Genomic DNA, 25,739 nt, shown 5'->3' on the forward strand with positions numbered 1-25,739 from the left:
AACTGCTCCGGAGCACGGGTTATAGCGATGAACGACAAGAAGGCCAGCAACCAGATGTGGGGCGGACGTTTTGCCTCGGGTCCGGCCGCAATCATGGAAGCGATCAACGCGTCGATCTCGTTCGACCGCAAACTCTATGCGCAGGATATTCGCGGCTCGATCGCCCATAGCCAGATGCTGGCGCAAACGGGCATTATTTCGGCGGCCGATCAAGAAAAAATCGCTCACGGGCTGAACACGATCCTCGCAGAGATCGAGGCCGGCACATTCGAGTTCTCGACCAGGCTGGAAGACATCCACATGAATGTCGAGGCCCGTCTGGCCGATTTGATCGGCCCCGCCGCCGGCCGCCTGCATACCGCCCGCTCGCGCAACGACCAGGTGGCGGTCGACCTCAGGCTGTGGGTCAAGGACGAATGCTTTCGTGTCGCCGAGGCGCTGAAGGGCCTGATCACGGCGTTCCTGGATCGGGCCGAGGAGCATGCGGCAACGGTGATGCCGGGCTTCACCCACATGCAGGCGGCGCAGCCGGTGACCTTCGGCCACCACTGCATGGCTTATGTCGAGATGTTTGCACGCGACCTGTCGCGTGTCCGCGACGCCATCGAGCGGATGGATGAAAGCCCGCTCGGCGCCGCCGCCCTTGCCGGCACCAGCTTTTCCATCGACCGGCACCAGACGGCGAAGGCGCTTGGCTTCCGCGAGCCGACGCGCAATTCGCTCGACAGTGTTTCGGACCGCGATTTCGCGCTCGAGTTCCTGGGCTTGGCGGCGATCTGTGCGACGCATCTGTCGCGGCTGGCCGAAGAGATCATCATCTGGTCGACGCCGCAATTCGGCTTCGTCAGGCTATCGGATAGTTTCTCGACGGGTTCGTCGATCATGCCGCAGAAGAAGAACCCGGACGCTGCCGAACTGGTGCGCGGCAAGACCGGCCGCGTCACCGGCCATCTCGTCGGCCTGCTGACGGTAATGAAGGGCATGCCGCTGACCTATGGCAAGGACATGCAGGAAGACAAGGAATCCGTCTTCGACGCGGCCGAGACGCTCGACCTGATGCTGGCGGCAATGACCGGCATGGTGCGCGACATGACGGTGAACACTGCCGCGATGAAAAAGGCGGCTGGCGCCGGCTATTCGACTGCGACCGACCTCGCCGACTGGCTGGTGCGCACGCTCGGGCTGCCGTTCCGCGAGGCGCACCATATCACTGGCCGGGCGGTGGCGCTGGCCGAGGACAGGAAGATCGGGCTCGACAGGCTTTCGCTGGAGGATCTGCAGTCCATTCACCCCGGTATCAGCGCCGACGTGTTTTCGGTTCTTGCCGTGCAGAATTCTGTAAAGAGCCGCACGAGCTTCGGCGGCACCGCGCCGTCCGAGGTGCGCAAGCAGATCCGCTACTGGAAAAAGCGGCTCGCCAAGGCGTAAGACGCGGGGTGCAATGGCCGCAAAACTCGGCTAGAAGCGGCTGCGGGCAACAGTTTCGGACGGATGGCACGATGACCGGAAGCAGGATTTTGGTGACGCTGACGCTGCTGGCGGCAATGGCCACCGTTGCGGCCTGCGGCAGGAAGGCTGCGCTCGACACGCCGTACGCGGCAGCCGTGCAGGCCCGCAAGGACGCCGAGAAGGCCAAGCAACCTTTGCCGCCGGAGCCGGAAAAACCTGTCGAGGACAAGAAATTCATCCTCGACCCGCTGCTCTGATTTCGGACCAATCTCGTGAACCATTTCGACTACCGCGACGGCGCGCTGCATGCCGAGGACGTGGCGATATCAGACATCGCCGCCAGCGTCGGCACGCCGTTCTACTGTTATTCGACGGCGACGCTGACCAGGCATTTTCGCGTCTTCACCGAGGCCTTTGCCCGGCTCGATGCTCTCGTCTGCTATGCCATGAAGGCGAATTCCAACCAGGCCGTGCTGAGGGTGCTGGCAAGGCTCGGCGCCGGCGCCGACGTGGTCTCGGAGGGCGAATTGCGCCGCGCTTTGGCGGCCGGCATCCCGGCAAGCAAGATCCTGTTTTCGGGCGTCGGCAAGACCGCGCGCGAAATGGATTTCGCACTCTCGGCCGGCATTCTCTGCTTCAACGTCGAATCCGAACCGGAGCTGGAGCTGCTGTCGGCCCGCGCCACCGCGCTGGGCAAGGTCGCGCCGATCTCGCTGCGCATCAATCCGGATGTCGACGCCAGGACGCACAAGAAGATTTCGACTGGGAAGGCCGAGAACAAGTTCGGCATTCCGTGGCAGCATGCGCGGAAGGTCTATGCGCGCGCGGCTGAGCTGCCGGGCATCAAGGTCACGGGCATAGACACCCATATCGGCAGCCAGATCACCGAATTGCAGCCCTTCGACGACGCCTTTGCGCTGCTGGTGGAACTGGTCGACGCCTTGCGCTCCGACGGTCATGCCATCGAGCACATCGATGTCGGCGGCGGCCTTGGCATTCCCTACCGCGTCGACAACAACCCGCCGCCTTTGCCCGATGCCTATGCCCGGATCGTCAGGAAGCATGTTGCCAAACTTGGGCTGAAAGTGATGTTCGAGCCAGGCCGGCTGATCGTCGGCAATGCCGGCATCCTGGTCTCGCAGGTGATCTTCGTGAAGGAGGGCGACGCCAAGAACTTCCTCGTCGTAGACGCCGCGATGAACGACCTGATCCGGCCGACGCTTTACGACGCTTTCCACGACATCAGGCCGGTGGCGCAGCAGCCGGCCGCTGCACCACGCATGAAGGTCGACGTCGTCGGCCCGGTTTGCGAGACCGGCGACTATCTCGGGCTCGACCGTGACCTACCCCGGCTGAAATCCGGCGACCTGATCGCTGTCTCCACCGCCGGCGCCTATGGCGCCGTTCAGGCCGGCACCTACAATACCAGGCTGCTGGTACCGGAAGTGCTGGTCGACGGCGACCGCTTCCACGTTGTGCGCCCGCGCCAGACCTATGACGAGCTGATCGGACTGGACTCGGTGCCGGACTGGTTGGAGTAGAACTCTGCAGCTACAGCCGGTGCTGAATGAGCGCCCTGGTCTCGGCGATTCTGTCCTCATTCCGGCGATAGAATATCCACTGCTTGATGCGCTTGCTGCGCAAAAGCCCTGCCTGGGTGAGCACGCGCATATGCTCGCTGAGCGTTGCCTGGGTGATCCCCAGCTTTTCCGCGATCAGCAGCGCGCAGACGCCGTCCTCGACCAGATCGCCGTCCGCCTGCGGCGGAAAATGCGCGCGCGGGTCCTTCAGCCAATCGAGGATCTGGAGCCTGCGCTCGTTGGCGATTGCTTTGAAGACATCGACCTGTTGCATTTAGGCACTTTGCCAAGTTACTAAGTAATGTCAACTCTGAATGTCAACTCTGGGAGTGAAAGCATGCTGCACGGCCACACGATCACACGCGAGCGCATTGCGGCGATAGAACCCCGCATCCGGCCCTTCGTGCGCCACACGCCGGTGCTACGCGTCGACATGGCCGATTTCGGCCGCCCGCCTCTGCCTGTCGACCTGAAGCTTGAGTGCTTGCAGCATTCCGGCTCGTTCAAGGCGCGTGGTGCGTTCACCAATCTCCTCGAACGGCCGGTTCCTGCGGCCGGCGTCGTCGCCGCGTCGGGCGGCAATCACGGCGCCGCCGTCGCCTATGCCGCCATGCGACTCGGCCACAAGGCGACCATCTTTGTTCCCGAAGTGAGCCCGCAGGCCAAGCTGGACCGCATCCGCGGCTACGGCGCCGAGCTGATCGTCGGCGGCGCCCGTTATGCCGAGGCGCTGGCCGCCAGCGAGAGCTTCGCCGAAAAATCCGGCGCGCTGCAGATCCACGCCTTCAACCAGGAGGAGACGCTGGTCGGGCAAGGCACGCTCGGCCTCGAGATCGAGGCCGACCTGCCGAAGCTCGACACCCTGCTGGTCGCCGTCGGCGGCGGCGGGCTGATCGGCGGCATCGCTGCCTGGTTTTCCGGCCGCATCAGGATAATCGCGGTCGAGCCGGAGGGTGCGCCGACGCTTCATCGCGCCTTCGAGGCGGGCCGACCCGTCGACGCGCCGGCTGAGGGCATCGCCGCCGATTCGCTCGCGCCAAAGCGTGTCGGCGAAATGATGTTTCCTATCGCCGAGGCATTCGTCGAGCGCTCGATCCTGGTCGGCGACGACGACATTATCGCCGCCCAGGCGGCGCTGTGGGACCGCGTGCGAATCATCTCCGAGCCGGGCGGTGCGGCCGCCTTCGCGGCGCTCCTGTCCGGCCGCTACGCACCGGCTGCAGGCGAGCGCGTTGCCGTACTGGTCTGCGGCGCAAACTCCAATCCGGCGAAATTCTGACAATATCCGGGGCATTATTGTTCACGTTTTGGGGAACCGCCTCGCCTTCGCCGTGTTTGTTGGTATCCTTGGGGCGATGTGCATCCGCTTGGACGCACGAAGTACGCGCTAAGATTTTAGGTCTTCGCATCGTGCTTCCCGAAAATCGACTTTTCGGGCCCATGCGATAGACTCGTGAGGCCTGGGCTATCCCGCCCGGCCAGGAAGGGCCGATGACACAACGACCCATTTTCACCAGCGATCGCAGTCTGGCCAGGCGCCTTGCCTTGAGCCGGCTGGGGACGCAGGTCTCGATAATCGTCGAACGCGGCTGGCCATTGCTGCTGCCACTGATCATTGTCGCCAGCCTGTTCCTCAGCATTTCGTGGCTCGGCCTGTTCCCATTTTTGCCCGATCTGGCGCGGATCGGTCTTATCACGGCGTTCGGCGTCGCAGCGCTTGCCGCACTCTATCCACTGCGTTTCTTCCGCACGCCATCCAGTGCCGAGGTCGACCGCCGCATCGAGTCGGCCAACCGATTGCTGCACAGCCCGGTGCAGGTCCAGACCGATCGCCCGAGCGGCAAGGAAAGCATTTTTTCGCAAGCCCTGTGGCGCGAGCATCAGCGGCGCATGGCGGACCGGCTGGGCGAGCTTGGCGGCGACGTGCCGCGCACACGCGTGCCGGAACGCGACCCGTGGGCGCTGCGCGCCGTTGCCGCGCTTTTGTTGGTCACTGCCTTTGCCTTCTCCTTCGGGCCATCGGGCGGCAGGCTGAGCGACGGTTTTGTTGCCCGTGCCGCCCGCGACATCGTGCCGCCGCGCATTGATGCCTGGGTGACGCCGCCGGCCTATACCGGCAGGCCGCCGGTATTCCTGAACGCCCCGGTCCTGGCCAACAACGCCACTCAAGCGCCGCCGACCTTCACGGTTCCGGAGGGCAGCGATGTGTCGCTGCGCGTCACCGGCGGTTCGGGCGAGGAAACGCTGAGCTACGCCGACACCGGCGGCAACACCCGCGCCATCGATCCGACCGGGCCGCAAGCCGCCAGGACTGAGGCAAGTCCGGCAACGCCTTCCACCGTGCGCCAGTTCAGCGGCAAGTTAACGGCCGACGGCACGCTGACGCTGCAGTCCAGCGACGGCGAGCTCGGCCGCTGGGCCTTCGCCATAATTCCCGACAAGCCGCCGCAGATCCGCTTTGTCGGCGAGCCGAAGCGCGCCGTCAACGGCGCCTTCGAACTCAACTACCAGATCGACGACGACTATGGCGCGGCCTCCGCCAAGGCGGTTTTCGCATTGGCCGATCCGCAAGTGCCCAACGCGCATCCGCTCTATGGCCCGCCGGAAATGCCGCTGACGTTGCCGCGCCGCGGCAGCAAGGCCAATGCCGCTAAGACGACGAAGGATCTGACCGACCATGTCTGGGCAGGTGGCAACGTCAAGCTGTCGCTTGTCGCCACCGACGGTGCCGGACACACGGCGACCAGCGAAACCAAGACGCTGGTGATGCCGGAGCGGCCATTCTCCAACCCGTTGGCGCGGGCTGTGGTCGAGCAGCGCCGCATACTGGCGCTCGACGCCTATGCCAAGGACCGCGTGCTCGACCTGATGGATGCAATCACGCTCAGGCCGGAAGACACGTTCGACAACATGGCGCACTACCTCGCCATCATGAGCGCCCGCACCCGGCTGAAGATGGCCGACAGCGACGACCAGTTGCGCGACGAGGTCGCTTACCTCTGGGAGATCGCGCTCGGCATCGAGGAAGGCAATCTGTCGGCGGCCGAGAAGCGGCTGCGCCAGGCGCAGCAGGCGCTGCAGGATGCGATCAAGAACGGCGCCAGCGACCAAGAGATCGAGAAGGCGATGAAGGAACTGCGCGAGGCGATGAACCAGTTCCTGCAGGAATTCGCGGCGCGGGCGCAGCAGAATCCGAATGCGCCACAGATGCAGCAGAACGGTCAGGAATTGCGCCAGAGCGACATCGACCGCATGATGGACCAGATCGAGAACCTGGCGAAATCCGGCAATCGCGACCAGGCGCAGCAATTGCTGTCCGAGTTGCAGGACATGATGAACAATCTGCAGGCAGGCCGCCAGCAGCAAGGCGGCCAGCAAGACAGCGAGATGCGCCAGCAGATGGACAAGCTGGGCGAGATCATGCGGCGCCAGCAGGAGATGATGAACGACACTTTCCGTATGGACCAGGTGCAGCGCGGCCAGCAACAGCGCGGGCAGAACCGCGACGAGCAGCTCGGCGAGAACGGTGAGCCTGGCCCGATGGGCGAAGAGGGCAAACCCGGCCCGGGTGACGACCGCGATCCGCTCGGCCGGCCGAAGCCGATGACGCCGCAGGAATTTGCTGATGCGCTGAAGCAATTGCAGGAAGGCCAGGGCAAGCTGCAGGGCGAGCTCGATCAATTGAGGAAGAGCCTCGAAGGCATGGGCCTCGACCCCAATGAGGGGTTTGGCGAGGCCGGCAAATCCATGGGCAATGCCGAACAGGCGCTCGGCGAGGGCGAAGGCGACCAGGCCGTCGGTCACCAGGGCCGCGCATTGGAAGCCTTGCGCAGGGGCGCCAAGGACATGATGAAGCAACTGCAGGCGATGCAAGGCGACCAGGGCGGCAACGGGCAGGGCGGACGCCAGCAGAATGCCGACCGTGACCCGCTCGGGCGGCCCCGCACCAGCGAGGGTCCCGATGACGGAAGTTCGGTGAGAGTGCCCGACGAGATCGATGTGCAGCGTGCCCGCCAGATCCTCGAAGCGATCCGCAAGCGGCTCGGCAACGCACTCAGCCCCGATATCGAGCGCAGCTATCTGGAGCGGCTGCTGGAGCTGAAGTAAGGCTGCCCCCCAATATTCGGAAGATCGCCGTGCGGTCCGTGGAGGCCGCCACCGCCGGACTGAGCGGCACGTTTTAACGGTTGGCGAACGCCTCGCGGATCGCCTCTTCCATGCCGTCGATGGCCTCGCCGGAAGCGTTCGGATTGCGCCGCAGCACCACGTTCGAGGAATCGATGTCGCCGAACCCGTCGGCGGCCGTAAGCTCGCGGCAGCCGGCCGGGATGTTGCTGCGCGAGATCGGCGCAATCGCCAAGCCGGAGGTGACGGCGAGCCGCAGGCCGCCATTGGTATCGCTGGTGTAGGCGACACGATAGGCGAGACCGCGCTGTTCCAGCGCCTTTATGGCGAAATCCTTGCACCAACCGGCACGGTTGTAGAGCGCGATCGGCACCGGCCGCTCCTCATGCATGTGATGCAGCTCCGACGTCACCCATACGGTCGGGTCATGCATCAGCACCTCACCGCCTGACAGATCCTGCCATTCGAACACCACCGCCAGATCGAGCTCGCCGGCGGCGAGCGCCGCGATCTGCGCACCGGAATGCGCGTAGCGGACGGTGATGTCGACCTGAGGATGGCGCTTGGCAAAGGCGCCGAGTGCCCGCGACAGGATCGCGTGGCCATATTCCTCCGGGATACCGATGCGCACCGGCCCGCCAAGCGGCGCCGCGACCATCGATGCCGCCGTCTCGTCGAGCAGTGAAACGATGCGCCTGGCGTTGGCGATGAGTTCGCCGCCGCGCTGCGTCAACGCTACACCGCGCGACCCGCGCTCGAACAGGCTGTCGCCGATCATGCCTTCGAGCCTCTTCATCTGCATCGAGACCGCCGACTGGGTGCGGCCGGCCCGCTCCGCCGCTTTGGTGAAATTGCCGGTGTCGGCGACCGCCACGAAGGTGCGCAACAGGTCGCTGTCGAGATTGGGTCGCATGTGCCTACCATAAGAGAATCTGATTGCTGGCATCATTCCAATTCGTTTGCAACATGTCAAACGGCGGACGATAGTCGCCTTACCCATTGGATATGCGGCCGCGAAATCGGCTGCGGACCAATCAAAAGTCCTCACTCGTACCCGCTGCCCGAAACGGTGGCGGGTTCTTTTTACCCCGGATGCAGGCCTGCTTTCGGCCGCGCACGCGGGAGACAGGAGCGCCTATGCAGAATCGGCTTGTGCTCGGCATCCTCAGCCTCTGTCTCGGCGTGCTGGTCTTTTCGCTGCAGGACCCGCTGGTCAAGGCGGTGTCGAGCCACTATCCGGTCACCGAGGTGATGGCGATCCGCTCGATCGTCGCCCTGCCGATCCTGGTTTTCCTTGTCCACGCCGATGTCGGATTGCAGGCGATCCTGTCGAAGCGGTTCGGCATGCTGACGATGCGTGCCTTCATCCAGTTCACCTCCTATACGGCCTACTACCTGGCAATCGCCGCCCTGCCGCTGGCTGACGCGGTGGCGCTCTATTTCATGGCGCCGCTGTTCATCATGGCGTTGGCCGGCCCCTATCTCGGCGAACGCGTGTCCTGGCAGGCGCTCGCCACCGTCCTGGTCGGCATGCTCGGCGTGCTGGTGATGGTGCGCCCGGGCGCCGGCTTGTTCGACTGGGCAGCGCTGCTGTCGCTAGGTTCGGCTCTGCTCTACGGTTTCTCGCAGCTGATGGCACGCAAGATCGGCGACACCGAATCCTCGACTGTCATGGCTTTCTATCAGAACGGCGCCTATCTGGTCGGCGCCGCCTTGGCGGCGGCATTGTTTTGGCTGGCAGGCATTGACCACGCCGTGCATCCGAGTCTCGAATTCCTCGTCCGGCCATGGGTCTGGCCGGCGACGCCGGATCTCCTCAAGATGGGGGCATGCGGCTTCGTTGCCTCGGCCGGCATGATCCTGTTGTCGCAGGCCTACCGGCTGGCGCCCGCCAACAGCGTCGCCACCTTCGAATACACCGGTATCATCTGGTCGCCGCTATGGGGTTTTCTGTTCTTTGCCGAAGTGCCGCGACCAGCGACGGCGGCAGGCGCAGCCCTCATCATCGGCGCCGGCCTGTTTGCCCTCAATGCCAGCCGGCGCCGGAGCGGCGCGCCAGCCATTGCGGCGACCTGCGACCCCGCCTGAAGGCGGTCGGCCTTGGGCTTAGGCGAAGCAGGCGAGCGCCTGTTCGACGCGGGCGCGGATTTCAGCCAGCGTGAACGGCTTTTGCACGACGTCGAGAATAATGCCGTCCAATTCCTCGGCGCGCTCGCGCTGGTCGGCATAGCCGGTCATCAGCATGATCTTGATCGCCGGGAACAGCGCCGCTGCCGCCTTGGCCATCTCGATGCCGTCCATCTCCGGCATGCGGATGTCGGACAGCACAAGGTCGTAGCTCCCTTGCGCCGTCCGGATCAGAGAAAGGCCATGTGCGCCGTCGGCGGCAACAGTGACATTATGCCCGGCGCGTTCGAGCGCGCGAGCGGCGAGAGTGCGGACGGATTCATCGTCCTCGACGATCAGGAGCTTTGCCATGGGCAGGATATTTGGCGGGGAAAAGTTGATGTTTCCTGAAGGCGCTGAAGGTCGATGAGGCCTTTTCAGAATTCGCTCCGCCGAGTCAGATGGCGTGGTTTTCGAGAACCGGAGCGGAGCGGACGTTCGAGTCCGAGAGCACCGGCAGGTGGCCGCCGGAGTAGAATTATCAAAAGGCTTCAAGCGTCGCCCTTGACGATGCCGACGAAGGGCAATTCGCGAAACGCGTGGGCGACGTCCATGCCATAACCGACGACGAAATAATCGGGGCAGTCGAAGCCGACATAGTCGGCGTTGAGCGTGGTCTGGCGGCGCATGCGCTTGTCGAGCAGCACGGCGATGGCACAGCTCCTCGCGCCGCGCGACAGCATGAGGTCGCGGGTGAAACTCAGTGTCTTGCCGGATTCCAGAATGTCGTCGATCAAAAGCACATCGCGGCCGGCGACCTCGTTGTCGATGTCGCGCAGCACCCTCACCTCACCGCTGGTCGTGCCGGCGCCATAGCTGGAGATGAAGATGAACTCGACCTCCGGCGACAGGCCGACATCGTGCATGGCACGGATAAGATCGGCGGCGAAGATGAACGATCCCTTCAGCACCGAGATTACCAGAAGGTCGTGGTAGTCGTGCCCGGCGATCTCCTTGGCAAGTTCCAGGTTCCGCCGCGCGATGGCGGACGCCGAAAACAGGACTTCGATGTCCTTGCCGCGCACAACTGGCATTGGCTGCCCTTCCAGAAATGATCGCCTTGTAGGCGAAGCCGACCGAAAACGGTCTTCAACCTGTTTCTAGGCATGTCGAGCCGGCTGGCAAGGCCAAATCTTTCGCAGGACGCCCGCGAACGGTCGGGTGTCCGCAGCGCGTCGCTGATCGTTTATCTGGTGACCTGTTGATTTTCTGGCGCCGCTCTAACGAACCAGCGCATGGCCGCCCGAAATCCAGAAGGCGGCAAAGGCGGCACCGACGCCGACAATCCAGAAGATCGGCCCACCATGCACCCACAATGGGCGTTCGACGGCGGTTTCGGGCTTGCGCAACATGTCCATGCCTTCGATCGAAGGCATGGACATCATGCGCGCAGGCAGCGGCGCAAAGTCTGGACGTGTAAAATGGCGGGGCAGCACCTCATAATCGGCATCGATGACCTCGGCGGTCACGTCGCGCATGATGCGTTCCGGCTCGGCGGCCGGATCGGTCATGATTTCGCCGGAAACCGGGCGCGCGGTTCGATCCTCAGCCATCATGGCCCAACACTACCGCACCTGTTCGCTGTTCGTTTCTTTTGGGTAAACGGAAATGGTTAACGCTTCCCCACCGGAACCCCTGTGACTCGCTCGAAAAGCCCCCAAATTAACCGTCGGTTAACCATGCCGGCCGATGGTCTTTCCATAGAAAGGGCTGGCATCTTGCCGCCGAGAATTTCAGGTCGTCGAAAGTGATCCGCTTCGAAAATGTCGGCCTCCGCTATGGCATGGGTCCGGAGATCCTCCGCGACATCTCCTTGCACATTCCGGAGCGCTCCTTTCAGTTCCTGAGCGGACCTTCAGGCGCCGGCAAGACGACGTTGCTGCGGCTTTTGTTCATGTCGCTGAAGCCGACACGCGGCCTGATCACCATTTTCGGCAAGGACCGCTCGCGCATCTCGCGTACCGAATTGCCGCATCTGAGACGACGCATCGGCGTGGTGTTCCAGGATTTTCGCCTGCTCGACCATATGACCACCTACGAGAACGTGGCATTGCCGCTGCGCGTGCGCGGCCGCGAGGAGGCGACCTATCGCACCGACGTCACCGAGCTGCTGAAATGGGTCGGCCTCGGCGAGCGCATGCATGTGCTGCCGCCGGTGCTGTCTGGCGGCGAGAAGCAGCGCGCCGCCATCGCCCGGGCGTTGATCGAGCAGCCCGAGATCCTGCTCGCCGACGAGCCGACCGGCAATGTCGACCCGCCGCTGGCACGACGCTTGCTGCGGCTGTTCATCGAGCTCAACCGGCTGGGCACCGCCGTGGTGATCGCCACACACGACCTCGGCCTGATGGAACAGGTCGACGCACGGCGAATGATCCTGGCCGGCGGAAGGCTGGACATCTATGACTGAGCTCTCCGTCGAACATTTCGAGGGTCAGGACGCCGCGGCGGCAAAGCCCCGCGTCCAGCGCAAAATGGCGCCGATCGTGCCGGCGCAGAACATCGCCGGCCGGGCGCTGGTGCTGGTCATCGCCATCATGACGTTTCTGTCCTGCCTGACGTTTGGCGCCGTCACGCTGGTGCGTGACACCGCCTCCGTCTGGGAGAACCAGATCTCGCGCGAGGCGACCATCCAGATCAAGCCGGTCGACGGCCTCGACATGGAGGCCGCACTTGCGCTGGCCTCGCAGATCGCCGGCGAATTCCCTGGCGTGAAAAGCGCCCGGATCGTCGACCGCGAAGCGACGGCCCGGCTGCTCGAGCCTTGGCTGGGCTCGGGCCTGAACATCGATGAGCTGCCGGTGCCGCGCTTGATCATCATCACCATCGACGAGAATAGTCCGCCCGATTTCGCCGCACTGCGCGCGGCGATCACGCCGAAGCTGCCGAGTGCCTCGCTCGACGATCATCGCACCTGGGTCGACCGGCTGGTTGCCATGGCCCGCACCACGGTAACGATCGGTATTGCAGTGCTGGCGCTGATGCTGTCGGCGACGGTGCTGACCGTGGTATTCGCGACGCGCGGCGCCATGGCCGGCAATGGCCACATCATCGAGGTGCTGCATTTTGTCGGCGCCGAGGCGCGCTTCATCGCGCGCGAATTCCGCCGGCATTTTCTGGTCACCGGCATGAAGGGCGCCGCGGCAGGCGGCGCCGCGGCGATCCTGGTCTTCATCGTCTTCTCCTGGTGGTCGTCACGCAACATGGCAACGCCGCTGGCCGACCAGGCGACCGCCCTATTCGGCAATTTCGCCATCGGCTCGGCGGGTTATCTCGGGGTCGCTGTCATGGTGCTGGTGATCGGCGCGCTGACGGCGGCAACCTCCCATTTCACCGTGGTTACCTATCTCAGCGACATCGACATTCGCCAGCCGGACGCCGGCTAAAGGAAAGATCGATCACGGATGAAAACGCATCGTCACGAAAATTGCATTTTTTTCCTACCAAAGGCCGTATTTCGGGATTAACCATTTCATGATGGACGTTCGGGACTCGACCGATACCGCTGGATGCATGCCAGTGCTGGTTGCGCGCCCGCCTGTATTCGCCGAGCCTGATGAATTTGCCAAGCCGGGTCAGTTCGCCAAACATGGGCGGCTGCTGGCAGCCCGCTCCTTGCGCATCTCGGCTCTCCTTCTGCTCGCCTTTATGGCGCTGTTTGTCGCCGGCTTCGGCTGGTTCGCCAATACCGTCAGCCGCCTGACTACGCCCGCCAATCCGGCAAGGGCCGACGCTATCATCGTGCTGACCGGCGGCCAGTCGCGCCTCGACGCTGCGATGGGCCTGCTTTCGTTAGGCAAGGGCGAGCGGCTGCTGATCAGCGGCGTCCATCCCTCCGCCAGCCGCCGCCAGCTTCAGGCCGCGACCGGCGGCGACAAGAGGCTGTTTTCCTGCTGCGTCGACATCGACCGCGCCGCGCTCGACACGATCGGCAATGCCGAGGAAAGTGCCAAATGGGTCGAGGACCATGCCTACGGCACGGTCATTCTCGTCACCAACAATTATCACATGCCGCGCAGCCTGCTGGAAATGGGCCGGCTGCTGCACGGCGCCAGGCTCGAACCCTATCCGGTGGTCAACACCAACCTCGAGAATGGCGGCTGGCTGACCAAGCCAGAAGCGCTGCGCGTGCTGTTCACCGAATATAACAAATACCTGCTGGCGCTGGCGCGCGGCATCATGCCGGTGAAGCAATCGCCCAACGGCGTCACGCTGGCCGACGCCGCGGGCGGAAACTGAACGGCACCGGCACTTTTATTCCCTAGCTGCTGCACCCGAGCGCAAGCGTGCGATCTCCTGTTCGAGCCGTTCGATGCGCTTGTCGCGTTCGCCCAGCGCCGCCGCCACGTCGGCCGCTTCGAAACGCTGCGGGATGTGCTGCGAGCAATTTGAATCCCAAGCCGAAACCGTAAACAGGATGACCTGCTCGGGTCGCGCCTTATAGTCTTGCGGCATCAGCTTTGCCGTCAGCTCGGCATCGCCCTCGACGACTTGCGCTTTGCCCCAGATCTTGATGCGCTGCCGGTGCGCATAATCGATCAGGAATAGGAAAGCCTGTGGGTTGTCGCTGAGGTTGCCCTGGGTGATGAACTGCCTGTTGCCGGAAAAATCGGCAAAGCCGATCGTCCGTTCGTCGAGCACCTTGAGGAAACCGGCAGGCCCGCCGCGATGCTGGATGTAAGGCTGCCCGTCCGCATTGGCGGTCGACAGAAAGACGCTGGTCTGCGCCTCGATGAAGGCGGCGAGATCGGGCGTGATTGCCGCCTGCCAGCCGCCACGCTCCTCGACACGGGCATAGGCCTGGCGCGAGCCCTTGCGCGCCTGAATCGCCTTCACCGTCGGGGTGAAAGCAACATCGCTGGTGTGAGCGTTCATGGAAGCCTCCTCAAGCGCCGAGCTGCGCTGCATTGCTAGTCAGGAAATAGGTCCTTCCATCTTCGAGATGCAGATGCCATATCTGCAATCTATCCTTCCGTTTTTCGGGAGGGCAACTTTTCGGGAGAGCTATGGATCGCCTCCAGTCCATGTCGCTTTTCGTTGCCGCGGCAGAGACAGGCAGCCTCTCGGCTGCCGGGCGCCGCTTCGGCATTCCGCTGACGACGGTCAGCCGCAAGGTTTCGGACCTGGAAAAGCACCTGAAGACACGGCTGTTGAACCGCTCGGCGCGGCAGCTGTCGCTGACCGATGCAGGCCACGCCTATCTCGCCGCCTGTCGTCGCATTCTCGATGAGGTCGGCGAGGCCGAGCGAATAGCCGCCGGCGAATACAATGCCCCGACCGGCGAACTGATCATCACTGCGCCGATCGTCTTCGGCCGCCTGCATGTGCTGCCGGTCGTCACCAGCTTCCTCTCCGTCTATCCTGAGGTAGGTGTGCGGCTGACACTCGCCGACCGGATAACCCAGTTGGTCGAAGAGCACATCGACCTCGCCATCCGCATCGGCGAGCTTGCCGATTCGAGCCTGATCGCCACCCGCCTGGGTTCAATCCGCCGCGTCGTTTTGCGCGAGCCCGGCCTATCTCGCCGAGCACGGCACGCCGAAAACGCCGCAAGAGCTTGCGGCGCACAGTGCCATCACCTTTGAAGGGCTCACCGCTGCCAGTTGGACCTTCGCCACCGGCAAGGCCGAATTCGCCGTGCCGGTCCGCTCCAGGCTACGGGTCAACACCGCTGAGGCAGCAATCGATGCAGCGATTGCCGGCGTCGGCGTGACGAGGCTGCTTTCCTACCAGATCGCCGCCGCGGTTCGGTCGGGTACGCTGCGCCCGGTGCTGCAAGAGTTTGAGCCAGACCCATGGCCGGTGAGCCTCGTCCATGCCGGCCAGGGGCTACTGCCGGTGAAGCTGCGCGCATTCCTCGACTTCGCCGCCCCGCGCCTGAGACAGCGCCTGCTGCAGGCGGCGTGGCAAACGTGACGAAGACGGCCCATCGCAAAACCGGAACCGATCGCCCGCCTCGCAGCGTTTCCTTTTTGCCGGCGCTTGGTGTAACCAACGCACACCTCCTCACCGGGCACATGCTGTATGCTGTATTTCCGCTCGCTGGCGTTCAATCTCGCCTTCTACCTCAATTTGATCGTCCAGATGATCCTCTGGACCCCGTATTATTTCCTGTCGCCACGCCATCGCGCCTGGTTCGTGCCGAAATTCTGGTCGCGCACCAGCATGTGGCTCTACGACAAGATCGCCGGCACCAGAAGTGAGATCACCGGCCAGGAAAACCTGCCTGAAGGCTCCTTCATCCTGGCGCCGAAGCACCAGTCCTTCTGGGACACGATCGCTTTCCTGCCGTATCTCGACGATCCCGTTTACATATTGAAACGGGAGCTGACCTGGATCCCGTTCTTCGGCTGGTACATTTTGAAGATGCGGATGATTCCTGTCGACCGCGGCAGCCGCTCGAAGGCATTGAAGACGGTGATCGCCGCGACCAAACAGGAATTGGCGCGCAATCCGCGCCAGCTGATCATCTATCCCGAGGGCACCCGCCGGGCGCCGGGCGACGAACCGGTCTACAAATACGGCATCGTCGAACTCTACGCGCAACTTGGCATTCCGGTGGTGCCGGTCGCTCACGTCGCCGGCCTCTATTGGCCGCGCCGCAAGTTCCTGCGCTATCCCGGCACGATCAAGGCGCGCTTCCTGCCACCGATCCCGCCCGGCCTCGGCAAGGACGAATTTATGCAACGGCTGATCGGCGAGACGGAGGCCGCCTGCGACCAGCTTCTCGTCGAGGCGGCGCAGACGCCGAACCCGCCGCCGATGCCGCCGACGGCAATGAAACGGCTTGGTGAGCTGGATGCGAAACCTGAATTGAAAGGCTGAAACAACGGCCTCAGATGCCACAAAGACTTATGGCAGGGCAGCCAGCGCGGCCGTCGCAACCAGCGTCACGGCAAACACCAGATTGATGATCCGCGACGCCAAGGGTTTGCGCAACAAACGTGCAAAAGCCGCGCCGGCGAGAAGCCACAAGAGATGAATGGCAACAATCATCAACGCGAGGACCGCCAGCTTGGCTGAAATAGCAAGACCGCCGGTGCCGGAAGACGCGCCGGCAAACACGGCGGCAATCGCCACATAGGCTTTCGGATTGGCAACGGCCAGAAGGAACCCGCCCAGGAAAGTGGGAAGCGCCGCCCCACCAATGCGTGCCGCCAGTGGCGGCGCCGTCGCTATCTTGAACGCCAGATAGAGGCGACCGCCAACAGCGCTGCGAGCTTCGGCAGCGCGGTGAGAACGGCCATGATGCCCGTCGCCACCACCAAAAGCACGAGGACCGTCCCGACAACGATTCCCGAGGCATAACGGAGCGAATCGCGCAGGCCGAATGCGGCGCCGATCGCGGTGACGCTTATCGTCGCCGGCCCCGGGCTGCCCATAACGATGGCCGATGCCAGCACAAGCGCCAGCAATTGCTGCCATAGCTGCTGATCGAGAAGACCCTGTCCGGCCATGCGGCGTCCCTGCATCCTGCGACGATGCAGGGACGGTAGGGCAAGGCAGCGGCGCCGGTCTTGAACGATCGTGCGCGGCTATGCGCTGGCCTTGTCGAGCTCGGCGATATCGTCCGGGCTGAGCTGCAACGACGCGGCACGCACCAGGCTGTCGAGCTGGTCGAGCGTCGTCGCGCTGGCGATCGGAGCGGTAACGCCGGGCCGTGCCATGACCCAGGCAAGCGCCACTTCCGCTGGCTTGGCCGAATGTCTGGCTGAAACGGCATCGAGCGCTGAGAGAATGCGCATGCCGCGGGTGTTGAGATAGCCTTTCACACCGCCACCGCGCGGGCTTTTGCCGAGGTCGGCCTCGCTGCGGTACTTGCCGCTCAGAAACCCCTTGGCGAGGCTGAAATAGGTGATGACGCCGATGTCCTCGGCCGCGCACAGATCGCGCAGCGGACCATCGAAGGACGAGCGGTCGTAAAGGTTGTATTCCGGCTGCAGCACCTCGTAGCGCGGCAGGCCGCGCAGGCTTGCTACGTCGAGTGCGGCCCGCAACTGGGCGGCGTCGAGGTTGGAAGCGCCGGCATAACGGATTTTGCCCTTGTCGAGCAGTTTCTGGTAGGCGCCGAGCGTTTCCTCATAGGGAGTGGCCGGATCAGGCCAGTGCGACAGATAGAGATCGATTGTATCGACCTGCAGCCGCTTCAGCGTGGCGTCGATGGCCTTTTCGATGTAGGCGGCGGACAGATCCCTCTTGCCCTGCCCCATATCCGAACCGACCTTGGTGATAACGACAACCTTGTCGCGGTTGCCGCGGCTTTTCATCCATTTGCCGATAATGGTTTCGGATTCGCCGCCCTCGTGGCCGGGAATCCAGCGCGAATAGGAATCGGCCGTGTCGATGGCGTTGAGGCCAGCGTCGACAAAGCGGTCGAGCAAGTCGAACGAGGTTTTCTCATCGGCGGTCCAGCCGAACACATTGCCGCCCAGAACCAATGGCGCGATGGATAGGTCGGTGCGACCGAGACGACGTTTCTGCAAGGCTGATCTCCATGGTGATTCATGCTGGGGCGGGTGGGAGCCGCCGACCGAGCTAACCTATGTCGCACCGTGGCAACGTCAAACGCATAGCCTCTTTTCCAGCCCGCCGGCGCTTCACAAAACCGCGACCCGCCGCGCCGTGTCGGGCTTCAAGACGCTGTCCCGAATTTCCAAACCAATACCCACTGAGGAAACAATCTGGCAAGTTTAGCACATAGATTGTCAAATCTGCCAATTCAGACCTTTGCCGGCCGGCCATAGGTTCCGCGGCGCCGACGCAAATCTCGGCACGGCCTGGCCAAGCCCGGACTGTTTGCCCCGGATCGTTTGTTGTGGAGACCGGAATGAAAGCAATTGTATTTGACGCCATCGGCTCGCCGCGCGACGTGCTCTATGTGGACGACCTGCCGATGCCGCGGATCGGCGACGGCGAGGTGCTGGTCAGGATGGTCTCGGCCTCGATCAATCCGGGCGACTTCCTGTTTATCCAGAACCTCTATCCCGAACCGAAAAAGCCGCATTTTCCCCGGCAGATCGCCGGAAACCATGGCGCCGGCATCGTCGAAGCCGTTGGCGCGGACGTTTTGCTGGAACCGGGGACGCTTGTCGCATTCAGCTATTATGGCAGTTGGGCCGAGTACGCGGCCATTCCCGCCGAATGGCTGATCCCGTTGCCTGCCGGCTATCCGGTCGAACGCGCCGGGCAGATGGTGAACCCCATTACCGCGTGGGATCTGCTGGTGGATTCCCGTGTGCGGCCTGGCCAGTGGCTGGCTGTCACGGCCGGCTATTCGTCAATTTCGACAATGGTGATGCAGTTCGCCCAACGACGAGGTATCAACGTCATCGCGCTGGTGCGGCGCTCGCACCAAAGCTTCGACCTGAAGACGCTTGGCGCCGCCGCCATTCTTGACCTTTCGGACTTGAAGACAAGTATCCGGGAAGCGGTGATGGATATCACCGGTGGCGCCGGATTGAACGGGATTATCGACAATGTCGGCGGACCTGTCAGCGGCGAATTGATCCGCACCCTGGCGCTCGGCGGGCAGATGGTCATCAATGGCGGCATGAGTGCCGAGCGCTTCGAACTGCACAATTTCGATGTGTTGCTGAGCGGCGTCGAGATCAGGGCGAATATCTATCGCTATTTCTTTTCGCCGCCGGTCGAAGCCGACCGGCCTGTGCTACGCGAGATCATCGACATCTTCGGCCAGCCCGGCTTCCACGTTCCTGTCGGCGGTCTCCACCCGCTGACCGAGTTCAAGCTTGCCGTGGCAAACAGCCTGGATCGCGCCGATCTTGGCAAACAGATTTTCAGGATGTAGCCCGCTCACGACACCGAAGCTACGTCGCGACCCGTCTTGTCACGTCTTCCAGCCAGTGGTCGCTTATACCCAGTGCTTCGAGGTGCTCCAGCGTGCTGAGCACGTAATCCTCATTCCTCCCCGACTGGCCGACGGCGCCGCGGACGACGGCCGCCGCCTCGGCAGCGTCGAGCGCACCGGCATATTGCTCATGGCTGCGGTCCACGACATAGGCGACGGCGTCGACCGTCTCGCCCCCATCCGTTTTACCCTTGTCGAGGCGAACGCTGAGCACACGTTCGAGATAGACGTTGGTGACCAGCTCGCGTTCGCGCAGATAGGTAATGACCTCGTTGCGCAGCTCGCCTGGAACCCGGAACGCGAGCCCGATGCAGGAGCCGCCGCGGTCGAGGCCGAGCACCAGGCCCGGCCGTTCGCGCGTGCCGCGATGCACGAAAGAATAGACGCACAGCGAACGGCGGTAGCCATGCAGGCGGGCGCGCCGCGTCTCGACATGCGCGAATCCCGGTCGCCAGATCAGTGAGCCGTAGCCAAAAACCCAAAAATCGCCCATATCGCCAAGCCTGATTGTGACGAACCACCCACCGGTGGTGTTTCAGTCCGTCTACCTGTTGTTGCCGCAAGCGACAGCCCGCCCGTGCCACCCGCGTTAACGAAAGCCGCAGCATGACGTCAAGTGACGAGCGCCCGCCGCCCAGCCAACGTCGCCGCCTGTTGTGGCTTGCCGCTTTCATTCTCGTGCTGTTCGGCATCTACAGCGCGGGCTGGTTCTACCTGGCGGACCTGGTCGAGAGCGCGACCGACAAGGCGGTCGCCGATCTCGACGACAAAGGCATCAGGGCCGACTGCGCCAATCTCGCGATCAGCGGCTATCCCTTCAGCTTCACCCTTTCCTGCGATAGCCTGGCTTACGAGGACGACAGCCGCAACGTCGCGGCATCGACAGGCAAGATCAACGCCGCCACGCAGATCACCCGGCTTTTGTCGCCTGCCGCCGAGCTCAGGGGGCCGCTCAGGACCTCTGTTCCCGGCATGACCCCGCTCTGGATCGACTGGGATGATCTGCGGGCCGACATGAAGCTGTCCTGGCCGCTGCCGAGACGCCTCTCGCTGCAGGCAGAAGGCCTGTCCGGCCAGACCGATCCGGCAGACGACACCGATCCCGTCTCGCTGTTCAGCGCCGGAACCGCCACCGGACAATTGCGCCCAAACGGCCCGGACATCGACTATACCGGCAATTTCACCGATCTCGAAATCGACGCGGCGGCCATCGACGGGCGCGTCTTGCCGCCGCTCGACGGCAGCGGCGACGTGACGCTGAAGAACGGCGTGACGCTGATCAAGGCAAATCCGAAGAGCCTGCGCGGCCAGGCGGCCGAAATCCACGAGCTCGATCTGTCGTCCGGAACTGCGCGCATCACCGTTTCCGGACCGCTGTCGGTCGATGACGATGGTCTCATAAATGCCGACCTGACGATCAGGCTCAATGATCCGAAGGCCGTGGCGGCAATCCTCGCCACCGCCATCCCCGAGCAGAAGAAAGAGATCCAAACCGGCTTTGCCGGACTGGCGCTGCTCGGCAACCAGCCGTCGATGCCGCTGAAGATCGTCAGGGGCAAGGCCTCGCTCGGCTTCATCCCGCTCGGCAAGATCAAGCCGCTCGACTAGAGCAATTCCAGGAAAAGTGTGAAACGGTTTTCCGTCCGGAATTGCGCAAAAACAAAGAGATAGAGCGGTTCGGCGTTTCTGTGAAACGATGAACCGCTCTAAGCCGAGCCGGCCTGCGATCGGCCTGCCGCGGCTTATCCCTTCGGCGGGTGTTCGACTGCCTGGCGGCCGAAATCCGGTACGTCGATATCCTGGCCGGCCTCGATGATCGAGCGGCGGACGGCGCGGGTGCGGGTGAACAGGTCGAACAGTTTTTCGCCGTCGCCCCAGCGGATCGCCCGCTGCAGCGAGGACAGATCCTCGGAAAACCGCGCCAGCATTTCGAGAATGGCGTCCTTGTTGTGCAGGCAGACGTCGCGCCACATGGTCGGGTCCGACGCCGCGAGACGGGTGAAGTCGCGAAAGCCGGAAGCCGAGTATTTGATGACCTCGGACTTGGTCACCGACTCCAGATCGTCGGCGGTACCGACGATGTTGTAAGCGATGATATGCGGCAGGTGCGAAACGATGGCCAGCGTCATGTCGTGATGCTGCGGGTCCATCGTGTCGATGTTGGAGCCGCAGCGGCGCCAGAATTCCGAGAGCTTTTCCAGTGCCGCGGGATCGGTGCCGGGCAGCGGCGTGAAAATGCACCAGCGGTTCTCGAACAGTTCGGCAAAACCGGCGTCCGGTCCCGATTTTTCGGTGCCGGCCAAAGGATGGCCGGGGATGAAGTGCACGCCATCAGGCACGTGCGGCTGCATCTGCGCGATCACCGACGCCTTGGTCGAGCCAACATCGGTGAGGATGGCGCCCTTCTTCAGCGCCGGCGCGATCTCTGCGGCGACCGTGCCTGAAGAGCCGACCGGCACCGAAACGATAACCAGATCAGCATCGCGAACCGCCTCTTTCGCATCCGGCGTATAGGTGTCGCCAAGGCCGAGTTGGCTCGCGCGTGCCAGCGTCGCGTCGCTGCGCGTCGAAATCGCGACTTGGCCGGCGAGTCCCTCGCGGCGGATGACGCGGGCCAGCGACGAGCCGATCAGGCCGATGCCGACCAGCGCGATCTTTTCGAACATCGGTGAGGTCATGGTGTTCTAGCTTTTCAGGAATGTCGCGAGTGCTGCGACAACGCCGCGATTGGCCTCTTCGGTGCCGATGCTCATGCGCAGCGCGTTCGGAAAACCGTAGCCGGAAACGCGCCGCAATATGTAGCCGCGCGCACTGAGGTAGTCGTCGGCGGCCGCCGCCGAATGCTTTTTGTCCTCGGGAAAGTGGATGAGGATGAAATTGCCGACGCTCGGCGTCACCCGCAGCCCGAGCCCGCTTAGTTGCTCGCTCAGCCAGGCTAGCCAGGTCTCGTTGTGCGCGACGCTGCGTTGGATATGGGCGCGGTCGTGGATCGCCGCGATGCCGGCCTCGATCGCCGTCGCATTGACGTTGAAAGGCCCGCGCACGCGGTTGATCGCGTCGATGACGTGCATTGGCGCATACATCCAGCCGATCCGCGCCCCGCCCAGGCCCAATTTGGAGAAAGTGCGGGTCATGACCACGTTTTCCGCGCTGCCCACCAACTCGACGCCGGCTTCATAATCGTTTCGCCGGACATATTCGGCGTAAGCTGCATCCAGCACCAGAAGCACGTTTCGCGGCAGGCCGGCATGCAGGCGGCGCACCTCCTGGAACGGCACGTAGGTGCCGGTTGGATTGTTTGGATTGGCAAGGAAGATGATCCGGGTAGCCGGCGTCACCGCGGCGAGGATCGCATTGATGTCGGCGCGTTCATCGGTCTCCTTGACCGTTACCGGGACGGCACCGGCCGACTGTATGTAGATCTTGTAGACCATGAAGCCGTGTTCGGTGATGATGGCTTCGTCGCCGGGTGCGAGATAGGTCTGCGCCAGCAGGCCCAGAATCTCGTCGGAGCCGTTGGAGCAGACGATGTTCGCCGGGTTGAGCCCGTGCACCTCGGCGATCGCTTCCCTCAGGCGCCTGGCGCTGCCGTCGGGATAGACCGCGAGCTTGTCGGCGACCGCGCGCGCGGCCTCTATCGCCTTTGGCGAAGGACCGAGCGGGTTCTCGTTCGCCGACAATTTATGGACCTTGGCGACACCTTCAGGCGCCGCGCTCTTGCCGGGCACATAGGCTTCGATGTCCATGATGCCGGCGCGGGGCCTTGGACGTGTCTGATCCGGTGTCTGGCTCATTTCATGAAATCCGTCGAGAGTGCCTCCATCCGGAGGCCGCAGCGGAAATACAAGCCGTGGCCCGGAATGTCGAGGGGCGGCAATTCGGGATCAAGAACTTGCCGTTGACGAAGCCATGCGTCGGTCCTAGAAGAGCAGCAACAGTTCCGTGGTGATTTGGCCGGTCGGCTTGCAGCCACGTTAAACAACTTGCTAAAGGGCCGTTTGCATCTTGTAACCGGCTTTGCGAAGGCATGGCCGGTTTTTTGTTGCCCTGACTGGCTGTTGCCCGGACCGGTGGACAACTGAAGGCCGGGCAAGGAGATGTGATGGTCGCTTTGCGCGCTCGAAAAACCAACAACGAGGCCGACCAGCCGTCGAGCCCGGTGTTGCGTTTCGGCGCCGACAAGCCGCTCAAGCTCGACGCTGGCACGCTGCTGTCGCCGTTCCAGATCGCCTACCAGACCTATGGCACGCTCAACGACGCGCGTTCCAACGCCATCCTCGTCTGCCATGCGCTGACCGGCGACCAGCACGTCGCCAACACCAATCCGGTGACCGGCAAGCCGGGCTGGTGGGAGGTGCTGATCGGCCCCGGCAAGATCATCGACACCGACCGTTTCTTCGTCATCTCGTCAAACGTCATCGGCGGCTGCCTCGGCTCCACCGGCCCCGCCTCGACAAATCCCGCCACAGCCAAGCCTTACGGGCTCGACCTGCCGATCATCACTATCCGCGACATGGTGCGGGCGCAGTTGATGCTGGTCGAGCATTTCGGCATCGAACAGTTGTTCAGCGTGCTTGGCGGCTCGATGGGCGGCATGCAGGTGCTGCAATGGGCCTCCAGCTATCCCGAGCGCGTCTTCTCGGCGCTGCCGATCGCGACCGGCGCCCGCCATTCTTCGCAGAACATCGCCTTCCACGAGGTCGGCAGGCAGGCGGTGATGGCCGACCCCGATTGGCACGGCGGCAAATATTTCGAGCATGGCAAGCGGCCGGAAAAGGGGCTGGCGGTGGCGCGCATGGCCGCCCACATCACCTATCTGTCGGAAGCAGCGCTGCATCGCAAGTTCGGCCGCAACCTGCAGGACCGCGAAGCGCTGACCTTCGGTTTCGATGCCGACTTCCAGATCGAGAGCTATCTGCGCCATCAGGGCATGACCTTCGTCGATCGCTTCGATGCCAACTCCTATCTCTACATGACCCGGGCGATGGACTATTTCGATCTCGCCGCCGACCATGGCGGCCGGCTGGCCGATGCCTTCGCCAGCACCAAGACGCGCTTCTGCCTGGTTTCGTTCACCAGCGACTGGCTGTTCCCGACCGAAGAGAGCCGCTCGGTCGTGCACGCGCTGAACGCGGCCGGCGCCTCGGTATCGTTCGTCGAAATCGAGACCGACCGCGGCCACGACGCCTTTCTGCTCGACGAGCCCGAACTGTTCGCCGCCATCAAAGGCTTCATCGCCTCGGCCGCTCGGGCGAGAGGGCTCGGCGCATGACCCCGAAAAGTTGCCGGCTTTTCGGATCAGGACCATGCGCCAGGCATCAGCGCATGACCCCGAAAAGTTGCAGACTTTTCGGATCAGGATCATGCGCCAGGCAAGAGGCGAACGCATGAGCGTCAACCGCGCCCAGCGCGTCGACCTCGAAGTCGTCGCCGATCTCATCCCGCCGCAGTCGCGGGTGCTGGATGTCGGTTCCGGCGACGGCCTGCTGCTCGAATTGCTGCAGGCGACCAAGAAGGTCGATGGCCGCGGCCTGGAGCTGTCGCAGCGCGGCGTCAACGAATGCGTGGCGCGTGGCCTGTCGGTCATCCAGGGCGATGCCGACAAGGATCTCCAATTCTATCCCGACAAGGGCTTCGACTTCGTCGTCTTGTCGCAGACCTTGCAGGCGACACGCAATCCGAAGCTGGTGCTCGACGAACTGCTCCGGATCGGCAACCGCGCCATCGTCTCATTCCCGAATTTCGGCCACTGGCGGGTGCGCTTTTCGTTGCTCTTCAACGGCCGCATGCCGGTGACCAGGGACCTGCCCTATTCCTGGTATGACACCCCCAACATCCATTTCTGCACCATTCGCGATTTCGTCAATCTGTGCGACGAGCTTGGCGCGACGGTGGAAAAGGCGACCGCGCTCGACGCCAATGGCCAGCGGATCGGCTTCTCGATGCCGTGGTGGTTCTGGAATTTTTTCGGCCAGCAGGCGGTGTTTCTGCTGAAACGATAAGAGCCAATCGTCGCAGATCGTCCCCTTATTCGAGAACGTCGGTGGCCTTGTGCGGATGCGCAACGCCATCGACCAGGACCACGTCGGACTGAGAATTCTCGGTGCGCAGCGGCAAGATCTCCTGATAGGCGCGCGAGCGGTACCATGCGCGCGCCTGCTGCATGTCTGGAAATTCGATCATGACGAGGTGGCCCGGCCAGGTGTTTTCAACGACTTCCACCTCGCCTCCGTGCACCACGAAGCGGCCGCCAAACGGTTCCAGCGTTTCATCGATCTTGTGCAGGTACTCGACGATCTGCGGCCCCGGCGTGACCTGGCGCATATGGGCGACGGCGTAGGCGGTCATGGCGTATCTCCTTGTGGTCGAAGGCCGGACAACCGGCTTGATGGGAGCAGTTTGCCGAGACGTAATGCGCTGGTCGATTACCCCAGAGGTAATGACACTGAATACAAAAACGAAGCGCGGCTGCCGTCACCTGAAAGATATTTCCACCTGGCACCGATGATTTTGGCACACCTGCGCTGTCCTTATCGATGAGCGCGCCTGGATGG

At 63.3% G+C, this 25,739-nt stretch carries 25 protein-coding genes, 2 pseudogenes and 1 riboswitch; of the genes and pseudogenes, 15 read left to right on the forward strand and 12 right to left on the reverse strand.

Going from position 1 to position 25,739, the window contains the following annotated elements; genetic code table 11:
* The first annotated feature begins 27 nt into the window (after positions 1-27).
* The 3 genes from argH (at position 28) to lysA (ending at position 2,990) form a co-directional block, all read left to right on the forward strand.
* Positions 28-1,428, forward strand: a complete 1,401-nt coding sequence (gene argH / locus NKI70_RS03815) for an argininosuccinate lyase (RefSeq protein ID WP_352724320.1) — start codon at positions 28-30, stop codon at positions 1,426-1,428.
* 71 nt (positions 1,429-1,499) lie between these two features.
* Positions 1,500-1,706: a hypothetical protein gene (locus NKI70_RS03820; RefSeq protein WP_023677931.1), complete on the forward strand. Its 207-nt coding sequence runs from the start codon at positions 1,500-1,502 to the stop codon at positions 1,704-1,706.
* A gap of 15 nt (positions 1,707-1,721) precedes the next feature.
* The gene (gene lysA / locus NKI70_RS03825) at positions 1,722-2,990 is read left to right on the forward strand and encodes a diaminopimelate decarboxylase (protein ID WP_352724322.1); all 1,269 of its coding nucleotides are present in this window, start codon (positions 1,722-1,724) and stop codon (positions 2,988-2,990) included.
* 10 nt (positions 2,991-3,000) lie between these two features.
* Here the strand turns inward: lysA and NKI70_RS03830 are convergent, their stop codons facing one another.
* On the reverse strand, positions 3,001-3,303 hold the full coding sequence (locus NKI70_RS03830) for an ArsR/SmtB family transcription factor (protein WP_352570559.1): 303 nt from the start codon (positions 3,301-3,303) through the stop codon (positions 3,001-3,003).
* A gap of 63 nt (positions 3,304-3,366) precedes the next feature.
* Between NKI70_RS03830 and NKI70_RS03835 the strand changes: the two genes are divergently transcribed.
* Complete coding sequence (locus tag NKI70_RS03835) at positions 3,367-4,308, forward strand: threonine/serine dehydratase (RefSeq protein WP_352570560.1); 942 nt, start codon at positions 3,367-3,369, stop codon at positions 4,306-4,308.
* A 212-nt stretch (positions 4,309-4,520) separates the two neighbouring features.
* Positions 4,521-7,136: a TIGR02302 family protein gene (locus NKI70_RS03840; RefSeq protein WP_352724323.1), complete on the forward strand. Its 2,616-nt coding sequence runs from the start codon at positions 4,521-4,523 to the stop codon at positions 7,134-7,136.
* A 73-nt stretch (positions 7,137-7,209) separates the two neighbouring features.
* Here NKI70_RS03840 and NKI70_RS03845 read toward each other — a convergent pair whose 3' ends face one another.
* Positions 7,210-8,067: a LysR substrate-binding domain-containing protein gene (locus NKI70_RS03845; RefSeq protein WP_352621639.1), complete on the reverse strand. Its 858-nt coding sequence runs from the start codon at positions 8,065-8,067 to the stop codon at positions 7,210-7,212.
* 224 nt (positions 8,068-8,291) lie between these two features.
* Here NKI70_RS03845 and NKI70_RS03850 point away from each other — a divergent pair, with 224 nt between their 5' ends.
* Positions 8,292-9,242 carry a DMT family transporter gene (locus NKI70_RS03850; RefSeq protein WP_352456692.1) on the forward strand — a complete coding sequence of 317 codons (951 nt, stop codon included), beginning with the start codon at positions 8,292-8,294 and terminating at the stop codon, positions 9,240-9,242.
* Positions 9,243-9,260: 18 nt separating this feature from the next.
* Here NKI70_RS03850 and NKI70_RS03855 read toward each other — a convergent pair whose 3' ends face one another.
* The 3 genes from NKI70_RS03855 to NKI70_RS03865 all read right to left on the reverse strand — a co-directional run bounded on the left by NKI70_RS03855 (position 9,261) and on the right by NKI70_RS03865 (position 10,831).
* Complete coding sequence (locus tag NKI70_RS03855) at positions 9,261-9,632, reverse strand: response regulator (protein WP_352724324.1); 372 nt, start codon at positions 9,630-9,632, stop codon at positions 9,261-9,263.
* 179 nt (positions 9,633-9,811) lie between these two features.
* Positions 9,812-10,354 (reverse strand): hypoxanthine phosphoribosyltransferase, encoded by a 543-nt coding sequence (hpt, locus tag NKI70_RS03860; RefSeq protein ID WP_254816654.1) that lies wholly within the window; start codon positions 10,352-10,354, stop codon positions 9,812-9,814.
* A gap of 186 nt (positions 10,355-10,540) precedes the next feature.
* The gene (locus NKI70_RS03865) at positions 10,541-10,831 is read right to left on the reverse strand and encodes a hypothetical protein (RefSeq protein WP_352646671.1); all 291 of its coding nucleotides are present in this window, start codon (positions 10,829-10,831) and stop codon (positions 10,541-10,543) included.
* A 236-nt stretch (positions 10,832-11,067) separates the two neighbouring features.
* On the opposite strand from NKI70_RS03865, the gene ftsE reads away from it, so the two are divergent.
* The 3 genes from ftsE to NKI70_RS03880 all read left to right on the forward strand — a co-directional run bounded on the left by ftsE (position 11,068) and on the right by NKI70_RS03880 (position 13,556).
* The gene (ftsE, locus tag NKI70_RS03870; RefSeq protein WP_023677923.1) at positions 11,068-11,727 is read left to right on the forward strand and encodes a cell division ATP-binding protein FtsE; all 660 of its coding nucleotides are present in this window, start codon (positions 11,068-11,070) and stop codon (positions 11,725-11,727) included.
* Positions 11,720-12,703 (forward strand): cell division protein FtsX, encoded by a 984-nt coding sequence (locus tag NKI70_RS03875; RefSeq protein ID WP_352646673.1) that lies wholly within the window; start codon positions 11,720-11,722, stop codon positions 12,701-12,703. Before ftsE ends, NKI70_RS03875 begins: the two co-directional genes overlap by 8 nt.
* Positions 12,704-12,965: 262 nt before the next feature.
* A complete protein-coding gene (locus tag NKI70_RS03880; RefSeq protein ID WP_502898919.1) occupies positions 12,966-13,556 on the forward strand; it encodes a YdcF family protein in 591 nt (196 codons plus the stop codon).
* A 15-nt stretch (positions 13,557-13,571) separates the two neighbouring features.
* Here the strand turns inward: NKI70_RS03880 and NKI70_RS03885 are convergent, their stop codons facing one another.
* A complete protein-coding gene (locus NKI70_RS03885) occupies positions 13,572-14,192 on the reverse strand; it encodes a pyridoxamine 5'-phosphate oxidase family protein (RefSeq protein WP_352570568.1) in 621 nt (206 codons plus the stop codon).
* A 131-nt stretch (positions 14,193-14,323) separates the two neighbouring features.
* On the opposite strand from NKI70_RS03885, the pseudogene NKI70_RS03890 reads away from it, so the two are divergent.
* Positions 14,324-15,233 (forward strand): annotated as a pseudogene (locus NKI70_RS03890) (LysR family transcriptional regulator).
* 108 nt (positions 15,234-15,341) lie between these two features.
* A complete protein-coding gene (locus tag NKI70_RS03895; RefSeq protein WP_352456697.1) occupies positions 15,342-16,142 on the forward strand; it encodes a lysophospholipid acyltransferase family protein in 801 nt (266 codons plus the stop codon).
* A gap of 27 nt (positions 16,143-16,169) precedes the next feature.
* Here the strand turns inward: NKI70_RS03895 and NKI70_RS03900 are convergent.
* Together NKI70_RS03900 and NKI70_RS03905 are read right to left on the reverse strand one after the other, a co-directional pair.
* Positions 16,170-16,789 (reverse strand): annotated as a pseudogene (locus tag NKI70_RS03900) (LysE family transporter).
* Positions 16,790-16,852: 63 nt separating this feature from the next.
* Positions 16,853-17,800, reverse strand: coding sequence for an aldo/keto reductase (locus NKI70_RS03905; protein ID WP_352634041.1), 948 nt, complete (start codon positions 17,798-17,800; stop codon positions 16,853-16,855).
* A 344-nt stretch (positions 17,801-18,144) separates the two neighbouring features.
* Here NKI70_RS03905 and NKI70_RS03910 point away from each other — a divergent pair, with 344 nt between their 5' ends.
* Complete coding sequence (locus tag NKI70_RS03910) at positions 18,145-19,125, forward strand: quinone oxidoreductase family protein (protein ID WP_352696782.1); 981 nt, start codon at positions 18,145-18,147, stop codon at positions 19,123-19,125.
* A 19-nt stretch (positions 19,126-19,144) separates the two neighbouring features.
* On the opposite strand, the gene NKI70_RS03915 is transcribed toward NKI70_RS03910, so the two are convergent.
* Entirely contained in the window at positions 19,145-19,678 is a 534-nt protein-coding gene (locus tag NKI70_RS03915) for a gamma-glutamylcyclotransferase (RefSeq protein WP_023677914.1), read from the reverse strand.
* A 113-nt stretch (positions 19,679-19,791) separates the two neighbouring features.
* Between NKI70_RS03915 and NKI70_RS03920 the strand changes: the two genes are divergently transcribed.
* Positions 19,792-20,793 carry a DUF2125 domain-containing protein gene (locus NKI70_RS03920; protein ID WP_023677913.1) on the forward strand — a complete coding sequence of 334 codons (1,002 nt, stop codon included), beginning with the start codon at positions 19,792-19,794 and terminating at the stop codon, positions 20,791-20,793.
* 134 nt (positions 20,794-20,927) lie between these two features.
* On the opposite strand, the gene NKI70_RS03925 is transcribed toward NKI70_RS03920, so the two are convergent.
* A complete protein-coding gene (locus NKI70_RS03925; protein ID WP_352696784.1) occupies positions 20,928-21,863 on the reverse strand; it encodes a prephenate/arogenate dehydrogenase family protein in 936 nt (311 codons plus the stop codon).
* Positions 21,864-21,869: 6 nt separating this feature from the next.
* On the reverse strand, positions 21,870-22,979 hold the full coding sequence (gene hisC / locus NKI70_RS03930; RefSeq protein WP_352696786.1) for a histidinol-phosphate transaminase: 1,110 nt from the start codon (positions 22,977-22,979) through the stop codon (positions 21,870-21,872).
* Positions 22,980-23,117: 138 nt separating this feature from the next.
* A riboswitch (SAM riboswitch) is annotated at positions 23,118-23,195 on the forward strand.
* A gap of 92 nt (positions 23,196-23,287) precedes the next feature.
* Here hisC and metX point away from each other — a divergent pair.
* A complete protein-coding gene (gene metX, locus NKI70_RS03935) occupies positions 23,288-24,457 on the forward strand; it encodes a homoserine O-acetyltransferase MetX (RefSeq protein ID WP_023677910.1) in 1,170 nt (389 codons plus the stop codon).
* A 115-nt stretch (positions 24,458-24,572) separates the two neighbouring features.
* Positions 24,573-25,187, forward strand: a complete 615-nt coding sequence (gene metW / locus NKI70_RS03940; RefSeq protein ID WP_023677909.1) for a methionine biosynthesis protein MetW — start codon at positions 24,573-24,575, stop codon at positions 25,185-25,187.
* A 25-nt stretch (positions 25,188-25,212) separates the two neighbouring features.
* Here the strand turns inward: metW and NKI70_RS03945 are convergent, their stop codons facing one another.
* On the reverse strand, positions 25,213-25,533 hold the full coding sequence (locus NKI70_RS03945) for a DUF1330 domain-containing protein (protein WP_023677908.1): 321 nt from the start codon (positions 25,531-25,533) through the stop codon (positions 25,213-25,215).
* Between the last annotated feature and the right edge of the window lie 206 nt (positions 25,534-25,739).

The organism is Mesorhizobium sp. M0500, from assembly GCF_040321165.1.
Taxonomy (GTDB): Bacteria; Pseudomonadota; Alphaproteobacteria; order Rhizobiales; family Rhizobiaceae; genus Mesorhizobium.